Origin of the sequence: Caballeronia sp. NK8, assembly GCF_018408855.1 — a bacterium.
Taxonomy (GTDB): Bacteria; Pseudomonadota; Gammaproteobacteria; order Burkholderiales; family Burkholderiaceae; genus Caballeronia.
The window spans coordinates 1,005,379-1,023,146 of the sequence record NZ_AP024325.1; the positions used below are offsets into that span (position 1 = coordinate 1,005,379).

The window sequence follows — 17,768 nt, forward strand, 5'->3', positions numbered from 1 at the left end:
GAGCCAGTTAGCGGATGCGAAGAGCCGCGAGCAAGCCTTCGATCGGTTGAAAACGAACATCCAGTTCGGCGAGCAATACGCTTTGCAGATCCTTGCGAAACGGATCGAGCCATGCGCCCGGCGCGGACGTTTCATCCGCGGCATGGGCGCGCTTCATACGCTCGAAATGCTTGCCGAGCAATGCGGGCACGTTGGCGAGCAGGCTGCGCTCGCGCGCGCTCAATGCCTGTTCCATGACGGCATCGACGACGGCGAGGCGCGCCATCTCCGGCGATCTGGCCGCGAGCTTCGACCTCAGGCGCGTGCGCAGCGCTGCAATGTCGGTGTCCATCGCCTGCTGTAACGACAGATAGCGCTGACGAACGTCCGCATAGTCGACCGGCAAGTCTTCCTGCGACGCCTGAACCGGGGTCCGATGCCTGCGGCGCGCGGCCGCTTCCTCGCGCGCGAGTGCGCCGGCGAGCGACGTCCGCACGCGCGCGCAGTCCTCGTCGATGTCGCGCGGAACGGATCGCGAGCCATGCGTGGTGAACGCGGCGGGCGGATCGGTCGCGAGCGCGGTCGACAGCGCGATCGCATCGGTCCAGCCGAGCCATTGGCTCAGACGGTCCGAGAGCGATTCCGCGGGTTCGTGAACATCGAGATCGGCAAAATGTGCCAGCAGCCGAACGAGCGCCGGGCCGCTGAATGCCGTGCGCTTCATGCCTTGCACAGGATCACCGGGGGCAAAAGGACGCTATTTTACCTGCGCGGGCGAAATCGATGCCCCGTTTTGCGTTCAGGGCGCCTTCGCCGGCATGAACGCGAACGGCTGTGTCGCGACGAAGCTGCCCGCGGTCTCCCCCGAAAAGACCTGTCCCGCATCGATCGTGAGCTTCATGACCGGCGCGCCGGGATTGAGGTTGAGCTTCTTCAGCGACACCCAGAACGTATCGGGCCGCGTTGCCGAATCGAAGTAGTAGATCAGGTTCTGCTGATCCGACACGGACCGCCATATTGTCGATGACAGATTCGGCTGCTCCGGCGTGCTGATGCCGAGCGGCACGCTCACCGAACGCATCACGCTCATCACGCTCGCCACCGCCTGAAACGCATACGAGTTCTGCGGCACGCCGGCCATGTAGTTCGGATCGGCCTGCTTCGGAATCGCATCGAGCAGAAAGGACGCGCGCACGAAACGGTCCGCCGCGCGATTCGTGCCCGGCAGGAAGCCCATGCCGCCGACGCTCTTCCAGTAAGTATCGATGGCAAGCTGCTCTTCGTAGATCGGCGAGTTCGTCATCACCTTGTACTTCTTGCCCTGATGGATGATGAGCTTGCCGTTGATGTATTCGAAGATGGCCGAATCGCCGCGCGCGTCGGAAAGCGAAAGATGGATCGTGAGCGGCTTGCCGTTGGGCAGCGGCGGCGCGATGATCTGGAACGGCTCGCGTGACATGACATAGACGGCCTGCCCGACCGTCGCGAAGTTATCGAGCGCATATTGCGCCCACAGGCTGATCGACATCGGATCGCGCTTCGGGTCGGGCTTGCCGTAGTCGGTCTCGGCGAGATACAGCGCGTTGGCCACCAGCCCGCGCTCGTTCATGCCGTCGACGGTGCCGATCTCATAGCCCGACACCACCACGCTGCCGTACTTCGATTTCCATTTGATCGAACGCGGCCCTGCGTTGCCGTCGCGTTCGATACCCGCCGGCATCACCCAGAGATTCGAGCGCATGTCCTCGGACCAGTCCATCGAGCGGCCCGTTATCACGAGGCCTTTATCGCCGACGTACAGCGCGCGCGTGCAGGCGAGCGCAAGCGACGTGGAGAGCAATGCGAGCGCGACGAGGCACGCGATCTTTTGAGTCAGACGGGTCATGGCCTTGTTTTCCTTTCTCATCCTTCATTGAGCGGCGGCAGCGCCGGACCTCTCGTTCGGCGTGCGCGCTTCCATGGTTTCAACCGGTGCAACTTCACGCGCACGCCGTTTTCAGCAGACTGCGCGCTTTCATAATGCGATTCGACCGCCTGCGCGAGATGTTTCAGTTCAGGCTCCGCGAGTTCGTCGAGCCGCGCGGGATGCGTGAAGCGCGGGCTCGCATCCATCCATCGATACAGCGCCGGAATCACGCGCCGCATCGCGCCGGCATCGACGGCCTGCCGCAACGCGCGCCATGCGGCGAACTCGCCTTCCGCACGCTGCTTGCGTTGCGCGATCCACCAGCGCGAGAAGCGTCCGAGCCATGCGCGAACGCGCGGATAGCACCACACGGCCACGAAGATGCAAACGAGCACCACGCATGCAACGACGATGTCGCGCGCGTTCAGAAAGATCACCGTGTGGCGCGCGGCGCCGGCGAGCGCATCGGCGGGAATGGCCCATAGCGGCTTCTCGTGCGCCGCGCGCGCCGTGAAGCTTACCGCAGGCAGATGAATCGCTTCGCGACGATGCGTCGCCGTGTTCCACCATTCGATGTCGATCGGCGGCAACGTGTAACGTCCGCGCCGGTTCACGACATACGTGACGGTATCGGTCCGCTCGCCCGCGACGAGCCCGGTCCGATCCTCGGAGATATTGCGTGTTTGCGGCGGCTTCTCATAGCGGCGCAAGCCTTCGACATCGCCGAACTGAACCGGCGCGATCAGCATCGACTCGGTCGCGTCGGCGCGTTGCGTGACGATGCGCGTGATCGTGCCGCCCACTTCGAGCGTGCCGCCATCGGGTTCGATGCGTTGCTTCGCGGTCAGACCGGGCGCGGGAAAGAATGTCGTCATGCCTTCGGCGCCTGGCGGCAGCGTCGCGGTGATATTCAGCGGCGGCGTCTCTAACGTGACGGGCGCGTCCATGCCGCCCGGATGCAAGGCGATGCCGATCGCGGGCACCGCGAACGCGCCCGCCGTGCGCGGCACGATGCGATACGCGCGGCTCACGCCGAACCAGCGCACGCCGTCGATCGTCTCGTTGAAGTTCTGCGCATCTTCATCCGGCAGTGTGACGAACGCATCGTGGACGTCGAACATCGGCCAGTCGGGCGCGGCGGTGAACCAGGTCGTCGTGAGCGCATCGACGACGAGCCTGACCGCGCTGCCCGCGACCACCGGACCGGACGGTTCCAGATGCGCGCGCAGCATCGTGCGTGGCGCTTCGTCGGCGGCGGCGCATGTGCATACGAGCCACAGGCATAGCATCGAGACGAAGCGGCGCATCATGGCTCGCCTCCGGCTTCCTGTGCGAAGCGCTGATGCAGAAACGCCGCCGGCGACGTATTCAGATTGCGCATCCACGTCTCTTCCGATGGCCGCTGGCCCTGAACGAGCACTTGCTTGCCTTCCTTGCCCTTCTTCTTTTGCTCGTCGATCTGGTCGGGCTTCACGGTCGTCGATTCGTCGCCTTCGTCCTTCTCGTCCTCGATGAGTTTCTGCACGAGTTCGCGGTTCGCGCGCGCCTCGGCGAAACCGGCGCGGCGCGCGAGCGCGTTATCGTAGGCCTTGAGCGCGCCCGGATAATCCTTCAGATGCGCGAGCGTATTGCCGATATAAAAGTACGCCTCCGCCGTATTCATGCGCGAGAACGTTTCGAGCGCATCGGCGTAATCGCCTGCGAGGTATTGCGCGCGGCCCTTCCACATCGGATCGTCGAAGCGAAGCGCCGCGCGCGCGTAGTCGCCATGTTCAAAGCTCCAGCGGCCTTGCTGATCGTGCGTCGCGAAGAGATCCAACCAGTCGAACGACGCCGCACGCGCATCGTTTGTCGCGCCGATAGTGGCAAGCGAAACCAGTACGAGAGGCAGCCACTTGACCGTCCAGCCGCGCCTGAACCCATACAGCGCGATGACGAGGATCGGCAGGATCAGCCAGTAACCCGACTCCTTCCAGCGCGGCACGATCTTCGATTCCTGCGCCGCTTCCAGATAGACTTGCGCGTGACGCTGAACCCATTCGATATCGTCGTCATCCGGGCGCACACTCGCGAGCGGAATGGATGCGGCCTGCGTGATCTTGCGGATCGCCGTCGCGTCGAACGTGCCGGTGATCGGATGGCCCGCGTCATCCATTGCCAGTTCGCCGTTCGATTTGCGTATCGGACCGCCATGCTCCGTGCCCACCGCGAGCCATAGCAACTGATGCTTCGATGCCTTCGCGAGACGCAGAAATTCATCGCTGCGGCCTTCGTCGAAACCGTCGCTGATGAAGACGATCGTACCCGCTGCTTGATCTTTCGCGAGCACATGCTCCGCGATCGCGAGTCCCGCCGCCGCGTTACTGCCGTCGCGTGGCATGAGTTCGGGTGCGAGTGCGGGCACGTAGAGTTCGAGCATGGTCGGGTCTTCCGTCGGCGGCACGACGAGATGCGCGCTCGAAGCGAACACGACGAGCCCTGTGCGCGCGCCTTTTCTCGCGGCGGCAAGATCGAGCACTTTTTGCTTCCCACGCTCGATGCGCGTCGGTGCGATATCGGCCGCATCCATCGAACGCGCGAGTTCCAGCACGACGACGAGCGGCGCCCTGTCCTGATCGAACGGCGGACGTTCCTGCTCCCACGTCGGTCCCGCAACGGCGATCGCACCGAGCGCGATCAACGCGGAAAGCGCATGAACCGGCTGCACGCGAACCCGCCGCTTCTCGCCGACGATCAGATGCTCCAGCAAATGCGGCGCGATGATATTGCGCCAGCGCGCGCGCATGTCGTTGCGCCGCAGCCAGACAAAAGGAAGCAGCACGGCGGGAATCAGCAGCAGAAGCCACAGCGGCCGCAGAAAATGAAACGCCGTGAGATCGATGGCCATCTCAGGCCTCCGCCTCTTCCATCGGCAGCGCACGGCGCGGGGCGCGCAGCAGCGCGATGAGATACGCGAGCACGTGATACAGCGTGAGTATCGACACGGCCAGCGCAAGCGGCACCCAATAGAACTCGCGCTGCGGGCGATACACCTCGCGCTTGATCTTCTCGGGCGTCAGCTTGTCGATCGCGGTATAGACCGCGGCCAGATCCTGCTCGCGGCCGAGCGCACGAAACGCGCTGCCGCCCGTCGTCTTCGCGATGCGCGCGAGCGCGTCGAGATCGACCTTGTCCTCGCCCTGCGTATCCGGATCGCCGATGCCGATCGTATGCACGACGATGCCGTGCCGCTTTGCAATGCGCGCCGCCTGTTCGGGCGGAATCGCGCTCGCGGTGTCGTTGCCGTCGGTGAGCAGCACCAGCACTTTCTCCTGCGCGGGCGTGTTCTCCATCAGCTTCACGGACAACCCGATCGCATCGCCGATCGCCGTGCGCGGCCCCGCCATGCCGATGTGCATCGCGTCGAGCAGGATCAGCACGCTGTCGTGATCGAGCGTGAGCGGCGCCTGCGGATACGCAGCATCGCCGAACACGACGAGGCCGATGCGATCGCCCTTGCGCTTCGCGATGAAATCCGCGACCACGCGCTTCACCGCGCTCAGGCGATCCATGCGCGCGCCGCTGGCGGTGTCGATGAAATCGCGTTCACTCATCGACTGCGACAAATCGATCGCAAGCAGCAGATCACGCGCGGGCATGTCACGCGTCACGGGCGCTTCGACGAACACGGGCCGCGCCGCCGCGATCAACAGCAGCGCCCAGAGCAGCGGCATCAGCACGCGTTGCAGGCCGTTGCGGCGCAGGCGCACGCCGCCCGGCGCGGGCTTTTCTCCGGCGGCTTCGGCCATTTCCTGAAAAAACGGCACGCGCACCGCGGACGCCGTCGTGCGGTACGCGGGCACGAGCCACCACACCAGCACCGGTAGCGGCAGAAGCACGAACATCCACGGAAACTCAAACTTCCACATGATGATGGCCGATCCAGTCGCGCGCGGCCTCGACGAGACCTCGCGCCTGTTGCAGCGTGATGACGGCGAGTTGCTCGCGCGGCGCATAGCTTGCCGTGTAGAGCAGCGCGCCGTTCTGGTCGTCGAACGAGGCGTGCGTTGTCTTCAGATACGCGAGCCATGCGCTGCCGCTCAACGCGGCGACGTGCTCGCGCGGCGCGGCCGCGAGCGCCGTGCGCTTGATGAGCGGCGCGATCTCGGCGAGCGCCGATGCGCGCGTGGCCGCGTCGTCCAGCTTCGCTTCGATGCGCGCGAGTTCGATCAACGCCTCGCGCCGATAGCGCGACTTCTCGTGACGCCGCCACGCGAGCCATGTGACGACCAGCGCCAACGCAATCAACATCAACGCGATTAACACCCATCCGATGGTCTGCGGCGCATACGAAACCGGCGCGGGCAAGGGCAACTCACGCAAGGATTGCAGCGTGTCGTTCATAGCCTGCTTCATAGTCCGCCTGCCAGCGCACGACGCGGCCGCTCGCCGAACAGTCTGCGCACCTGATCCACGACAGGCTCGGCCGTCGATATCGCCATCAACGGGACGCCGCTTGCGCGCAGCAAGTCGGCGATCCCGGCGGCGCGTCCCTTGAAGAGACTCGAGAGCGGCTCACGCACGCGTTCCTTCTCGATGCGCAATTCCACCTGCAAGCGCCCTTCGCTCACGACGAGCGCGCGATGCTCCGGCATGCGCTGCCACATCGGATCGAAGACGAGCGCGGCGATCACGTCGTTGTGCGCCGCGAGTTGCCGCAACAACTGACGCGTGCGTTCGTCGGCGCCCGCGAAGTCGCTCACGATGCACACGAGAAAATCATGCCCCGCGATCTGCAGCACGCCTTCGAGCGCGGCGTTCAGTTGCGCGTAGTTCGTGCGCGCGGGACTGTCGGCGGCGAGCGCGCGGTTCATGCGGGCCATCGCGCCGAACAGCATGTCGATGCGCGTGCGGCTGCGCAAGGGCCGCACGCGCACGACTTCATCGTCGCCGAAGACGACGCCGCCGACGCGATCGCCCGCCGCGAAGCCCATCCATACGGCGAGCGCGGCGGCTTCGGCCGCGACGACCGATTTGAACGCGCGGCTCGATCCGAAGAACATGCTCATGCGCTGATCGACCATCACGAGCAAGGGACGATCGCGCTCTTCGGTGTACACGCGCACGTGCGGCTTGCCGGTTCGCAGGCTCACGCGCCAGTCGAGATGACGGATATCGTCGCCGGGCAGATAGCCGCGCAGTTCCTCGAAGTTCAGGCCGCGCCCGCGCATGCGCGATGCGTGACGGCCCGACAGAATGCTCGACACCGGCGCGGGCGCAACAAAGCTCAGGCCGCGCGCACGGAATTCGAGCCGCGCGAGATGCGCGGCATCGACATACACGCTTCCGATCGGATCCTCTGCGCTTGCCGTCATCGAAACGTTCCTTTGCGATCAAGCCGGCACGGCCACCTTTTCCACGAGTCGGTCGATCACCTTGTCCGCACTGATGTCGTCGGCGCTGGCGTCGTAGGACAGCAGCAGGCGATGACGCAGCACCGGATGAATCACCGCGCGCACATCATCGGGCGTGACGAACGCGCGCTCGTCGAGCCACGCGTGCACGCGGCTCGCGCGATCCAGCCCGATCGCGCCGCGCGGGCTCGCGCCCACTTCGATCCATCTGGCGAGATCGGCATCGATGGACGCGCCATGGCGCGTCGCATTCACGAGCGACACGATGTATTCGTCGATGGCGGCAGCCACGCTCACGCGCCGCGCCGCCTCGCGCGCTGCGAAGATGTCCTGCTGCGAGAGCGTGTCGAAGTGCGTCTGTTCGCCTTCGGTCTCGCGCCGCAAGAGACGCAGCATCTCGCACTCGCTTTGCGGCGACGGATAGGTGATCAGCACCTTCAACAGAAAGCGGTCCATCTGCGCTTCGGGCAACGGATACGTCCCTTCCTGTTCGATGGGATTCTGCGTCGCCATCACGAGAAAGAGATCGGGCATCGCATGCGTCTTGCCCGCGACCGAAATCTGCCGCTCTTCCATTGCTTCGAGCAAGGCCGATTGCACTTTGGCGGGCGCGCGATTGATTTCATCGGCGAGTATCAGATTGCCGAAGATCGGTCCGGGCTGAAACGTGAGCGTGCGCTCGGTGCCGGATTGCAGCAGCGTTTCGCCGCCGGTGATATCGGACGGCAATAGATCGGGCGTGAACTGGATGCGCTTCATGGTCGCGGCGAGACGCGCGGCGATAGCCTTCACGGTGCGCGTCTTCGCGAGCCCCGGCAGGCTTTCGAGCAGTACGTGGCCATCGGCGAGCAGTGCGATCAGGATCTGCCGCACGACGGCTTCCTGCCCCACGACCGCCTGCCCGATGCTCGCTTCGAAACGCCGGATGGTATCGCGCATGACTAGCTTTTCCCCATGGTGCATCCATCTCGTTGGCGGCGCGCAAGGCTGCCTGCGCGCGTGAGGCACAAGTTACTGGAGCCGCGCGCTTTCGTCAAAGCATCGCATTGCTTCGTTTTCTGCAATTTCACGCGCACCGCAATGCAGTTTTTCTCGCGAAAAAAGATTGAATTCGCCCATGCCTTCGTATATTGGTGAGACCGAATCGCGTCCGGGCAATCGTCGCAGCGCAAGCGGAGCAACGCATATGGCGGAGCCATCCACGAAGGGCAAGCAGGGCATCGTCCCGCGCGGATCGCGTGCGCGTCGCATCGCGCTCTGGACCGTGCTGCTGCTCCTGTGCCCCGCGCTCGTCGGCTATGCCATGAGCTGGGCGATGACGGAACACGCAAAGCCGCAAGTCCGCATCGTGCTGGGCGACGGCGTGCAGGGGCCGCAAGGCATGGCATGGGTGCCAGGCGGCGAATTCCTGATGGGCAGCGACAGCAAGCTCGCGCAGGCGAACGAGCGTCCCGCGCACAAGGCGCGCATTCGCGGCTTCTGGATGGATGAGCATCACGTGACGAATGCGGAGTTCCGCAAATTCGTCGATGCGACGGGTTACGTCACCACGGCCGAGAAAAAGCCCGACTGGGAGACGCTGAAGGTGCAACTGCCGCCCGGCACGCCGCGCCCGCCCGACAGCGCGCTCGTCCCTGGCGCGATGGTGTTCGTCGGCACGCCGCAACAGGTGCCCTTGCAGGACTTTTCGCGCTGGTGGCGCTTCGTGCCCGGCGCGGACTGGCGGCATCCGACCGGACCGGCGAGCAACATCGACGGCAAGGACGATCATCCCGTCGTGCAGGTGTCGTATGAGGATGCCGAGGCCTATGCGAAGTGGGCCGGCAAGCGTCTGCCCACCGAAGCCGAATGGGAGTTCGCCGCGCGTGGCGGTTTCGATCAGGCCACCTATGCGTGGGGCAACCAGTTCACGCCCGACGGCAAGCAGATGGCGAACGTGTGGCAAGGCCAGCAGCCGCAGCCCTTCCCCGTGGTCAACGCGAAGGCCGGCGGCGCGGCGGGCACGAGTCCGGTCGGCAGCTTTCCGGCCAACGGCTACGGCCTGTCCGACATGACCGGCAACGCATGGCAATGGACCGCCGACTGGTATCGCGCGGATCAGTTTCGTCGCGAGGCGTCGGTGGGCGGCGTCGTCGACGAACCCAAAGGCCCGTCCGATTCGTGGGACCCCGCCGATCCCGGCGTGCCGGTGCAGGCGCCCAAGCGCGTCACGCGCGGCGGCTCGTTTCTGTGCAACGAAGCCTATTGCCTGAGCTACCGCCCGAGCGCGCGACGCGGCACGGACCCTTATAACAGCATGTCGCATCTGGGATTCCGGCTCGTGATGGACAAGGACGTGTGGGATCGCACTCATGGCCACGCACCGATCGATACGGCAGCGCGCTGAGCGCCTTCTCGCGCTCGCGACGTCGCTGCTCGCCGCGTGCGTCATCGCGGGATGCGCGAGCCCCGGCGACACTGCGGGCGTAGCGAGCACGCAAAGCGCGCAGACCCGTCCCGCCGCGCTCGCGGTGCTGCCGTCGTGGCGCGAAGGTCCCGCGCGCGAAGCCATCATCAAGTTCGTCGACGAAGTCACGCGCGAAGGCTCGCCCACCTACGTGCCGCCCGCCGAGCGCATCGCGGTGTTCGACAACGACGGCACGTTATGGAGCGAGCAGCCGCTCTATTTCCAGTTCGTGTTCCTGCTCGATGAAGTGAAGGCCGCCGCGCCGAAGCATCCCGAATGGCGCAACAATCCGGCGTTTCAGGCGCTCGCCGCGCACGATCAGGCGGCGCTCGCGACACAGCAGAAGGAATTGATCAAGCTCGTCGCGGTTGCGAACAGCGGCATGACCGTCGACGAATACGATCGCGCGATCCGCGCATGGCTCGCAACGGCGAAGCATCCGAAGCTTCAGCGGCCCTACACCGAGCTGGTCTATCAACCGCAACTGGAGCTCCTTGCCTACCTGCGCACGAACGGCTTCAAGACCTTCATCGTGTCGGGCGGAACGATCGAATTCATGCGCGTGTTCGCGGAGCGCGTCTATGGCATTCCGCCGGAACAGGTGATCGGTTCCAGCCAGGTCGTGAAGTTCGAAACGCGCGACGGCAAGCCCGTGCTCGTGCGCGAGCCGAAGCTCGATTTCGTCGATGACGGTCCGGGCAAACCCGTCGGCATCTATCGCAACATCGGGCGTCGGCCGCTACTCGCGTTCGGCAACTCGGACGGCGACCTGGAGATGCTGCAGTACACGGCGGCGCAGGCGGGACCGCATCTCGCGCTCATCGTGCATCACGACGACGCGGCGCGCGAGTTCGCTTACGACCGGCAATCGAAGATCGGCAAGCTCGATCGCGCGTGGGACGAAGCGCGCGCGAAAGGCTGGATCGTGGTGAGCATGAAGGACGACTGGAACGTGATCTATCCGCCGGGCGCGGGGCAGTAGCGGTACCTCTGGAGAGCGATAATGACAAAGCCGAATCTTCGACGCATGCGCTATATCACGGGGGCACTCGCCGCAATCGCGGCGATCTGCGTGCTGATCGTTCCGCCGATCGTCTCGACCGCGCAGACGCAGAACAACCCGAAGCCCGCGGCGCCCGCGAAGCAGGCCGCGCCCGCCGCGCAGAACAATCAGAACAACCAGAGTTCGAAGAAGCCGAACATCCTGGTGATCTTCGGCGACGACATCGGGCAGACCAACATCAGCGCGTACAGCAAAGGCGTGGTGGGTTACGAGACGCCGAACATCGACCGCATTGCCAACGAAGGCATGCTGTTCACCGATTACTACGCGGAAAACAGCTGCACGGCGGGCCGCTCGACCTTCATCACTGGCGAGGTGACGCTGCGCACGGGGCTTTCGAAGGTCGGCATTCCGGGCGCGAAAGTCGGTTTGCAGGCGCAGAACATCACGATTGCCGAAGCGCTTAAGCCGCTCGGTTACGCGACCGGCCAGTTCGGCAAGAACCACCTCGGCGATCGCGACGAATATCTGCCCACCAAACACGGCTTCGATGAATTCTTCGGCAACCTGTATCACCTGAACGCCGAGGAAGAGCCGGAGCGCCCTTACTATCCGAAGGATGACAAGGCCTGGGTGAAAGCCAATGCGCCGCGCGGCGTGATCCATTCGTTCGCGGACGGCAAGATTCAGGACACCGGGCCGCTCAACACCAAGCGCATGGAAACGATCGACGATGAAACCACGCAGGCCGCGATCGACTTCATGCAGAAGCAGGCGAAGGCGGACAAGCCGTTCTTCGTGTGGATGAACACCACGCGCATGCACCTCTTCACGCACGTGCGGCCTTCGATGCAGGGACAAAGCGGCATGCCGGGCAACGAGTACGCGGATGGCATGATCGAGCATGATGGCGACGTCGGCAAACTGCTCAAGGCCCTCGACGATCTCAAGCTGACGGACAACACGATCGTCGTCTACACGACCGACAACGGGCCGAACCAGTTCTCGTGGCCCGACGCCGCGACCACGCCGTTCAGAAGCGAGAAGGACACCAACTGGGAGGGCGCGTTCCGCGTGCCCGCGATGATCCGCTGGCCGGGCCATATCAAGCCCAATTCCGTTTCGCGGCAGATGATGTCCGGCCTCGACTGGTTTCCGACCCTGCTCGCCGCCGCCGGCGACAACAACATCTCCGATCGGCTGCTCAAGGGCGCGGCGATCGGCGGCAAGACCTTCAAGGTGCATCTCGACGGCTACAACTTCCTGCCCTATCTGACAGGACAGTCGAAGGACGCGCCACGTCACGAGTTCTACTATTTCAACGATGACGGCATGCTGGTCGCGATGCGCTTCAACGACTGGAAGTTCGTGTTCTGCGAACAGCGCGAACCGGGCGGCTTCATGGTCTGGGCGAACCCGTTCACCTGCCTGCGCGTGCCGAAGATGTTCAATCTGCGCATGGATCCGTACGAGCGCGCCGATATAGTCTCGGATCAGTACTACGACTGGAGCACCAAGAACGTCTATATGTCGCAATATGCGGTGAGCAAGGTGGCGCCGTTCCTCGCGACCTTCAAGCAATATCCGCCGAGCCAGCGTCCATCGAGCTTCAGCATCGACCAGATGACCGAAGCGCTGACCAAGAGTATCGAGACCACCGGCAAGTAAGCCGCGCAATCGTTCGATGAAAACGCCCGCTGCATCGCAAGACGCAGCGGGTTTTCTCGCAATAAGGAGCCGATTTCCACGATGAGCCATCTCAGCGCCGACCATCCGAAATCGACCCGTCGCAGAGCGGCGCGCAAGACGCATCGCGCGCACGCGCAAGACACGCCGGTCGCGCGAAGAAGCGCCGTGCCTGCGTTGCTGCTGTTCGCCTCGGGCATGGCCGCGCTCATCTATCAGGTGTTGTGGGTGAAGCAGCTCACGCTCGTCGTGGGCATCGAGGTGCAGGCGGTCACGATCGCGATCAGCGCATTCTTCGCGGGACTCGCGATCGGCGGATGGTGCTTCGGCAGGCTTGCCGATCGCATCGCGCAGCCGTTCCTGCTGTACGCGGCGCTGGAGATCGCGGCGCTGGCGCTCGGCATCGGCGCGACGCAGGCGCTCGCGCACAGCGCCGCATCGTTCGCGATGTTGCAGGCCAGCGTCGGGCCGCTCGCGTGGGCGCTGCCGTTTGCGCTCGTCGGCCTGCCCGCCATCGCGATGGGCGGTACGGTGCCCGTGCTCACGCGCGCCCTCGCGACATCGCGGCAGGACATCGGCGGTGCGGGCGGGCGGCTCTACGCCGCCAACACTGCCGGCGCGATCACCGGCGCGCTGCTGCCCGCCTTCGTGCTGATTCCGTGGCTCGGCGTGCAAGGCAGCGCGCTCGCCGCCGCCGTGTTGAACGCCGTCGCAGCGTTGGGCGCGGTGGCGGTCTCACGTCATGCGCGGCCGGCTTTCGCAGCCGACATCGCCACCGCCGCGCCGCGTGCGCCAGGCTCGTCCGATGCCGCGCAGGCGCGCATCGCGGTTGCGCTGTATGCGGTCGCGGGCGGCGTCGCGCTCGGTTATGAAGTCGTGTGGTCGCAAGCGATCGCGCAATTCATCAGCACGCGCAGCTTCGCGTTTTCCATCGTGCTCGCGACGTATCTCGCCGGGCTCGCGCTCGGCAGCGCCATCGCCGCGCGTGTCGTGAACCGCGTGCGCGATCCGTGGAGCGCGTTCGGCGTTCTGATCGGCGCGGCGGGTCTCGCGGCGCTCGGCGGCGTCGCGGGCGCGGGCGGCTGGCTCGCGGCCGCGCAACATCATGCGGCGGAACTCGCGCTCGCCGCGACCGGCAATCTGCTCACGTCGATGTGCGCGAGCTTCGCGGTTGCCGCCTGCGCCATCGTGCTCGTGCCGACGCTGCTGCTCGGCGCCGCCTTCCCCTTCGCGCTGCGCATGGCTGCGAACGGCGACGCGCAGCAGGCAAAGTCCGGCATCGGCGCGGATGTGGGGCGCGTGCTCGCGCTGAACACGGCAGGCGGCATCGCGGGCGTGCTGTTCGCGGGCTTCGCGCTCGTGCCGTCGCTCGGGCTGATCCGCTCGCTCGGCGTGCTCGCGGTGGCGGCGGGTCTGATCGGTCTGTCGGCGGCGTTGAGCGGCGGCGGCGCGCGGCGCGCAGGTCTCGTCGCGTGCGTGGCGATTGCGGCGTTGTCCGTGATCGTCGCGATCGTCACGCCGGCGGACCGGCTCGGCGCGTTGCTCGCGCAGGCGCGCGGCGGCGCGCTCGCGTACTACGAGGAAGGCGCGGGCGGCACGGTCGCCGTGCTCGAACAAGGCAACGGCGAGGGTGACGGCGCGCAGCGCTTTCGCCGTCTCTACATTCAGGGCGTCTCGAACTCGGGCGATGCGATGACTTCGCGCCGCTACATGCGCCTGCAAGCGCTCGCGCCGTTGATGATTCATGCGGGCACGCCGCGCTCCGCGCTCGTGATCGGCCTCGGCACGGGCATCACCGGCGGCGCGCTGCTCACGTGGCCGACACTCGACAAACGCGTGGTCGCGGAGCTGTTGCCCGCAGTCGTGCGCGCGTCGTCGCGCTTCGACGGCAATTACGGCGTGAGCGCCGATCCGCGCATCGATCTGCGCGTCGCCGATGGCCGTCGCGAGCTGCTATCGCGCACCGAGCGCTACGATCTCGTCACGCTGGAGCCGCCGCCGCCATCGGCTGCCGGCGTCGTCAATCTGTACTCAACGGACTTCTACCGGCTCGCGGCCGCGCGTCTGAACGAAGGCGGCATCGTCGCCCAATGGCTGCCGCTTTCGACGCAAAACGAGGATCAGACGCGCTCGCTGATCCAGAGCTTCCTGCGCGTGTTTCCGCACGCGGCGCTCTGGACGACGGAGTTTCACGAAATGATGCTGGTCGGTTCGATGCAGCCGATGCCGCTCGACGTCCCGCGTATCCGTGCGCGCTTCGCGCAACCGGAGGTCGCGCGCGCGTTGCGCGAAGTCGGCATTGCGTCGCCGGAAGCGTTCGCCGCGACGTGGGTGGCGGATCGCTCCGCGCTCGCCTACTACGCGGAAGACGCGCCGCCCGTCACCGACGACGACCCGCGCATCGAATACGCGCCGTGGGTGCGTCGCGGCGATTTTGCGGCGACGCTCGCGCACATGCTCGCGCTGCAAAGCGAGCCGCCATTGACCCACGCGGACTCGGCGTTCGCCGACACGCTCGCCGCCGAACGCCGCACGCTGCACGCGTTCTATCGCGCGGGGCTGGATGCGTATCGCGGCGATCGCGATGCATGGACGCGAGACATCGGCGCGGTGCTGCGGGCCGATCGCGCGAATCCGTACTACCGCTGGGTGATGGGCGGCACTGGAAGCGCCAACTGAAATCAGAACACCAGCGTAGCCGTCGCCATGAAGGTCTTTGTGCTCTTGAGCCGGTTGGTGCTCGTGACCGAAGGCACCCAGCGCAGGCTCGCGGACAGTGGCGCCTTGCCGCCGAGCTTGGTGTCGTACGTGACGATCGGGCCGACCGTGAAGTCGTGTCCGACGAAGCCGTCGAGCCGATCAGCGGTCGGGCCGGTGTCGTGGCCCAGCTGCTGCACCGTGCCCATCACGATGCCCATGCCGAAGCCGTTCGCGAACTTCTTCAGGCCCATCACATCGAGCGTGAACAGCGGCGCGTTCTGATAGTTCGTCGCGGTGTTCTTCGTGTAGAACTGCAAGCCCATCACCGCATCGAATTCGAGGCCGTATCTAGGCACGAGCTTCGTGTAGGCGATCTGCGGCACGAAGGTCCAGTTGTTGAGACTCGGATTCGCCAGCGCGCCCGCTTCATAGTTGCCGGTCGGCGCCCAGATGTTGAAGGACAGCGCGATGTGATCAGTCTCCGAGAAATGGTAGCCGGCCTCGATCGGCGTGAAGAGCATGTCGTAGAGATTCGACGCGCGATCGCTCGTCGTGCGGTTGAGCTGGCCGACGGCGAAAGTGCCCGACACCTTCTCCCACACGTAGGGCAGCGTAATGCCCGACGCGAACGCCCAGCCGCCGTAACTGCCCCACACCTTCAGCAGGCTCGCGAGCGTGAGCGACAGTTCTCCTTCCAGACCGAGCGAGCGCTGGCCCGCGATCGGCACTTGCCGGTTGCTGCTGATCGAGCCATCGAGGTAGACCGTCTGCAAGTTCGCGATCCACACCGGATCGCTCGGCACGATGCCCACGCCGGACAGCACGCTCGTTCCCGCTACGGGCCGCCCGAGCGCGCCTTCCGTCGCCGACGCGCTGCCCGCACCGAGCAGCGCGGCCGCCGCCACGACCAGGGTTCGCAGGCGTCCATGCCGCCTGCGCTGTCGTGGGCTCAACTGACGTCTCATACTTCACCTCCCCCGAGCTTGCCTCCAGCAATAAGGGAATTCAGCGCCTCTGTAAAGACGCATGCGGCACGCCGCAGGCCGGTCGATGATGGACGTCGTCACTTGTTTGTTGCATGCGTTATGCAGAATGCCGTCGCATAGCGTCATTCGGAGGGAAATCCGAGCGCCATCGCCTTGGTGCGCAAATCTGCAAAACGACCGCCCGGCGTCGGCGTCTGCGATGCGCCCTCCGCTGCTTTCGCCGTCCGCGAATTGTCGACAGTGCCGATTCCCGATCCGGTCGCGGGCGTGTTGGAGCATGCGAGGCCGAACGGTCCTTGCGCCACCGTGAGCGCTGGCGCATCGGTGCGCGGCGCGTCGCTCAGGTCGAGCGCGTAGGCCATGTTGAACGTCGTCGGATCGCTCGCGCGCACGCCCAGCGGATCGAGCCCGAAGCGCCACGCGATCAGTTGATGAATCGAGCTCGGATCGAACGGATAGCGCGCCACGTTGTTCGCGCGCACGCGCGGCCCGAGCAGCATGCAGGGCACGCGAAAGCCGAGGCGGCCATCGTTGCCGAGCTGCTGTTCCGCCGCCGACAGCGACTTGACCGGCGGCGCGACGTGCTCGAAGAAGCCGCCCCACTCGTCGTAGACGATGATCATGAGCGTCGTGCTCCAGTTCGGGCTGGTGCGCAGCGCTTCGTAGATTTGCCCGAGCAGCGCCTGACCATTGCGCACGTCGGCATGCGGATGGTCGTCGTTGGAGGTGCCGTTCGCCTCGCCGCCAAAACTCGGATCGACCATGCAGAACGACGGCAGATTGCCTGCCGCCGCATCGGACAGGAACTCGGCGAAAAGTTTCGAGCGCCCGACATAGCGCGTGCCGTAGAGCGCCGTGAACGGAACGTCGTGGAAGTAGTACTTCGACGACACGTTCTTCGCGTCGAGACGATCCCAGATCGTCGATAGCGACGATGTGTCGAGCGTGTCTTTCAGGCGGTCCGTCTCGCCACTATGCAGATAGACGCGGTTCGGAAACGTATCGGAGAGAATGCCGCTCATGTAGTAATCGCAGACGGTGTATTGCGTCACCGCCTGGCGATAGAAATCGAGGTCGTTGCCCGTGAAGTAACCGATCGGCAGCAGATCGCCGCGCGTCTTGTTCGTGTCGGGCGTGAGCAGAAAGCCGTTCATCGCGCCGTTCGCGAGATGCGTGCGGCCGGCGTCGTATTCGTGATCGGGGTCCGCGAACTGACAGCTCTGAAAGCCGAAGGCCGGATTGGCGGACAGCGCGAATGTCGGTTGCGTTGCACCGAATGCGTCGGTGAACTGCCTGCCCGCCTGCACGCCTTCCACGCCGGGAACCCAGCCGAGCATGTGATCGAAGGAGCGGTTCTCCATCGTGACGAGCACGATGTGATCGATGCCCGAGGTCGCCGGCGCGGGTAACGCAGGACGCGGCAAATTCGCGCGATCGGGGGGAATGTCGCCGATGGTGCTCGTCGGCGTCTCAGTGCCGGAGTCGTCGTCGCTGCCACCGCCGCCGCACGCAGACAGCATGGCCGAGCTGGCGAGCGCGGCAAGCAGGCGGCGGCGTACCGCGTCGGGTCCGTGTGGGGGTTTCTGAGCCATTCCGGCGCACCATGTGAGTGAGGGTGCCGGGGTTTAGCACATGTCGTTCCCGGCACCCTCACTCACGAGGTGCGCCG

14 protein-coding genes are annotated in these 17,768 nt (G+C 65.4%); 4 read left to right on the plus strand and 10 right to left on the minus strand.

Features of this window, described 5'->3' with window-relative positions; all coding sequences use genetic code 11:
• Positions 1-7 precede the first annotated feature (7 nt).
• The 8 genes from NK8_RS29945 to NK8_RS29980 form a co-directional block, all read right to left on the minus strand.
• On the minus strand, positions 8-703 hold the full coding sequence (locus NK8_RS29945; RefSeq protein WP_213231763.1) for a DUF3348 domain-containing protein: 696 nt from the start codon (positions 701-703) through the stop codon (positions 8-10).
• 75 nt (positions 704-778) lie between these two features.
• Positions 779-1,864 carry a linear amide C-N hydrolase gene (locus NK8_RS29950; protein ID WP_162070752.1) on the minus strand — a complete coding sequence of 362 codons (1,086 nt, stop codon included), beginning with the start codon at positions 1,862-1,864 and terminating at the stop codon, positions 779-781.
• Between the two features lie 17 nt (positions 1,865-1,881).
• Entirely contained in the window at positions 1,882-3,195 is a 1,314-nt protein-coding gene (locus tag NK8_RS29955; RefSeq protein WP_213231765.1) for a BatD family protein, read from the minus strand.
• Positions 3,192-4,772, minus strand: a complete 1,581-nt coding sequence (locus tag NK8_RS29960) for a VWA domain-containing protein (protein ID WP_213231767.1) — start codon at positions 4,770-4,772, stop codon at positions 3,192-3,194. The genes NK8_RS29955 and NK8_RS29960 overlap by 4 nt, the downstream gene beginning before the upstream one ends.
• A gap of 1 nt (position 4,773) precedes the next feature.
• Complete coding sequence (locus NK8_RS29965) at positions 4,774-5,793, minus strand: VWA domain-containing protein (RefSeq protein ID WP_213231769.1); 1,020 nt, start codon at positions 5,791-5,793, stop codon at positions 4,774-4,776.
• Positions 5,780-6,268, minus strand: a complete 489-nt coding sequence (locus NK8_RS29970) for a DUF4381 domain-containing protein (protein WP_225936422.1) — start codon at positions 6,266-6,268, stop codon at positions 5,780-5,782. The genes NK8_RS29965 and NK8_RS29970 overlap by 14 nt, the downstream gene beginning before the upstream one ends.
• A gap of 8 nt (positions 6,269-6,276) precedes the next feature.
• On the minus strand, positions 6,277-7,239 hold the full coding sequence (locus NK8_RS29975; RefSeq protein ID WP_213231773.1) for a DUF58 domain-containing protein: 963 nt from the start codon (positions 7,237-7,239) through the stop codon (positions 6,277-6,279).
• Between the two features lie 18 nt (positions 7,240-7,257).
• Positions 7,258-8,217: a MoxR family ATPase gene (locus tag NK8_RS29980; protein ID WP_213231775.1), complete on the minus strand. Its 960-nt coding sequence runs from the start codon at positions 8,215-8,217 to the stop codon at positions 7,258-7,260.
• A gap of 364 nt (positions 8,218-8,581) precedes the next feature.
• On the opposite strand from NK8_RS29980, the gene NK8_RS29985 reads away from it, so the two are divergent.
• The 4 genes from NK8_RS29985 (at position 8,582) to NK8_RS30000 (ending at position 15,092) form a co-directional block, all read left to right on the plus strand.
• Positions 8,582-9,664 carry a formylglycine-generating enzyme family protein gene (locus NK8_RS29985; protein WP_225936525.1) on the plus strand — a complete coding sequence of 361 codons (1,083 nt, stop codon included), beginning with the start codon at positions 8,582-8,584 and terminating at the stop codon, positions 9,662-9,664.
• Positions 9,630-10,706 (plus strand): HAD family phosphatase, encoded by a 1,077-nt coding sequence (locus NK8_RS29990; RefSeq protein ID WP_213231779.1) that lies wholly within the window; start codon positions 9,630-9,632, stop codon positions 10,704-10,706. The genes NK8_RS29985 and NK8_RS29990 overlap by 35 nt, the downstream gene beginning before the upstream one ends.
• 21 nt (positions 10,707-10,727) lie before the next feature.
• Complete coding sequence (locus tag NK8_RS29995; RefSeq protein WP_225936423.1) at positions 10,728-12,395, plus strand: arylsulfatase; 1,668 nt, start codon at positions 10,728-10,730, stop codon at positions 12,393-12,395.
• Between the two features lie 81 nt (positions 12,396-12,476).
• Complete coding sequence (locus NK8_RS30000) at positions 12,477-15,092, plus strand: fused MFS/spermidine synthase (RefSeq protein ID WP_213231781.1); 2,616 nt, start codon at positions 12,477-12,479, stop codon at positions 15,090-15,092.
• A gap of 2 nt (positions 15,093-15,094) precedes the next feature.
• Here the strand turns inward: NK8_RS30000 and NK8_RS30005 are convergent, their stop codons facing one another.
• Together NK8_RS30005 and NK8_RS30010 are read right to left on the minus strand one after the other, a co-directional pair.
• The gene (locus NK8_RS30005; RefSeq protein WP_213231783.1) at positions 15,095-16,078 is read right to left on the minus strand and encodes a transporter; all 984 of its coding nucleotides are present in this window, start codon (positions 16,076-16,078) and stop codon (positions 15,095-15,097) included.
• Between the two features lie 143 nt (positions 16,079-16,221).
• Entirely contained in the window at positions 16,222-17,691 is a 1,470-nt protein-coding gene (locus tag NK8_RS30010) for an alkaline phosphatase family protein (RefSeq protein WP_213231784.1), read from the minus strand.
• Positions 17,692-17,768 lie beyond the last annotated feature (77 nt).

Bases quoted from the DNA above. Each gene is read 5' to 3' on its own strand.
- NK8_RS29945 (WP_213231763.1), bottom strand. From the start codon at position 703: ATGAAGCGCACGGCATTCAGCGGCCCGGCGCTCGTTCGGCTGCTGGCA.
- NK8_RS29950 (WP_162070752.1), bottom strand. From the start codon at position 1,864: ATGACCCGTCTGACTCAAAAGATCGCGTGCCTCGTCGCGCTCGCATTG.
- NK8_RS29955 (WP_213231765.1), bottom strand. From the start codon at position 3,195: ATGATGCGCCGCTTCGTCTCGATGCTATGCCTGTGGCTCGTATGCACA.
- NK8_RS29960 (WP_213231767.1), bottom strand. From the start codon at position 4,772: ATGGCCATCGATCTCACGGCGTTTCATTTTCTGCGGCCGCTGTGGCTT.
- NK8_RS29965 (WP_213231769.1), bottom strand. From the start codon at position 5,793: ATGTGGAAGTTTGAGTTTCCGTGGATGTTCGTGCTTCTGCCGCTACCG.
- NK8_RS29970 (WP_225936422.1), bottom strand. From the start codon at position 6,268: ATGAACGACACGCTGCAATCCTTGCGTGAGTTGCCCTTGCCCGCGCCG.
- NK8_RS29975 (WP_213231773.1), bottom strand. From the start codon at position 7,239: ATGACGGCAAGCGCAGAGGATCCGATCGGAAGCGTGTATGTCGATGCC.
- NK8_RS29980 (WP_213231775.1), bottom strand. From the start codon at position 8,217: ATGCGCGATACCATCCGGCGTTTCGAAGCGAGCATCGGGCAGGCGGTC.
- NK8_RS29985 (WP_225936525.1), top strand. From the start codon at position 8,582: ATGAGCTGGGCGATGACGGAACACGCAAAGCCGCAAGTCCGCATCGTG.
- NK8_RS29990 (WP_213231779.1), top strand. From the start codon at position 9,630: ATGGCCACGCACCGATCGATACGGCAGCGCGCTGAGCGCCTTCTCGCG.
- NK8_RS29995 (WP_225936423.1), top strand. From the start codon at position 10,728: ATGACAAAGCCGAATCTTCGACGCATGCGCTATATCACGGGGGCACTC.
- NK8_RS30000 (WP_213231781.1), top strand. From the start codon at position 12,477: ATGAGCCATCTCAGCGCCGACCATCCGAAATCGACCCGTCGCAGAGCG.
- NK8_RS30005 (WP_213231783.1), bottom strand. From the start codon at position 16,078: ATGAGACGTCAGTTGAGCCCACGACAGCGCAGGCGGCATGGACGCCTG.
- NK8_RS30010 (WP_213231784.1), bottom strand. From the start codon at position 17,691: ATGGCTCAGAAACCCCCACACGGACCCGACGCGGTACGCCGCCGCCTG.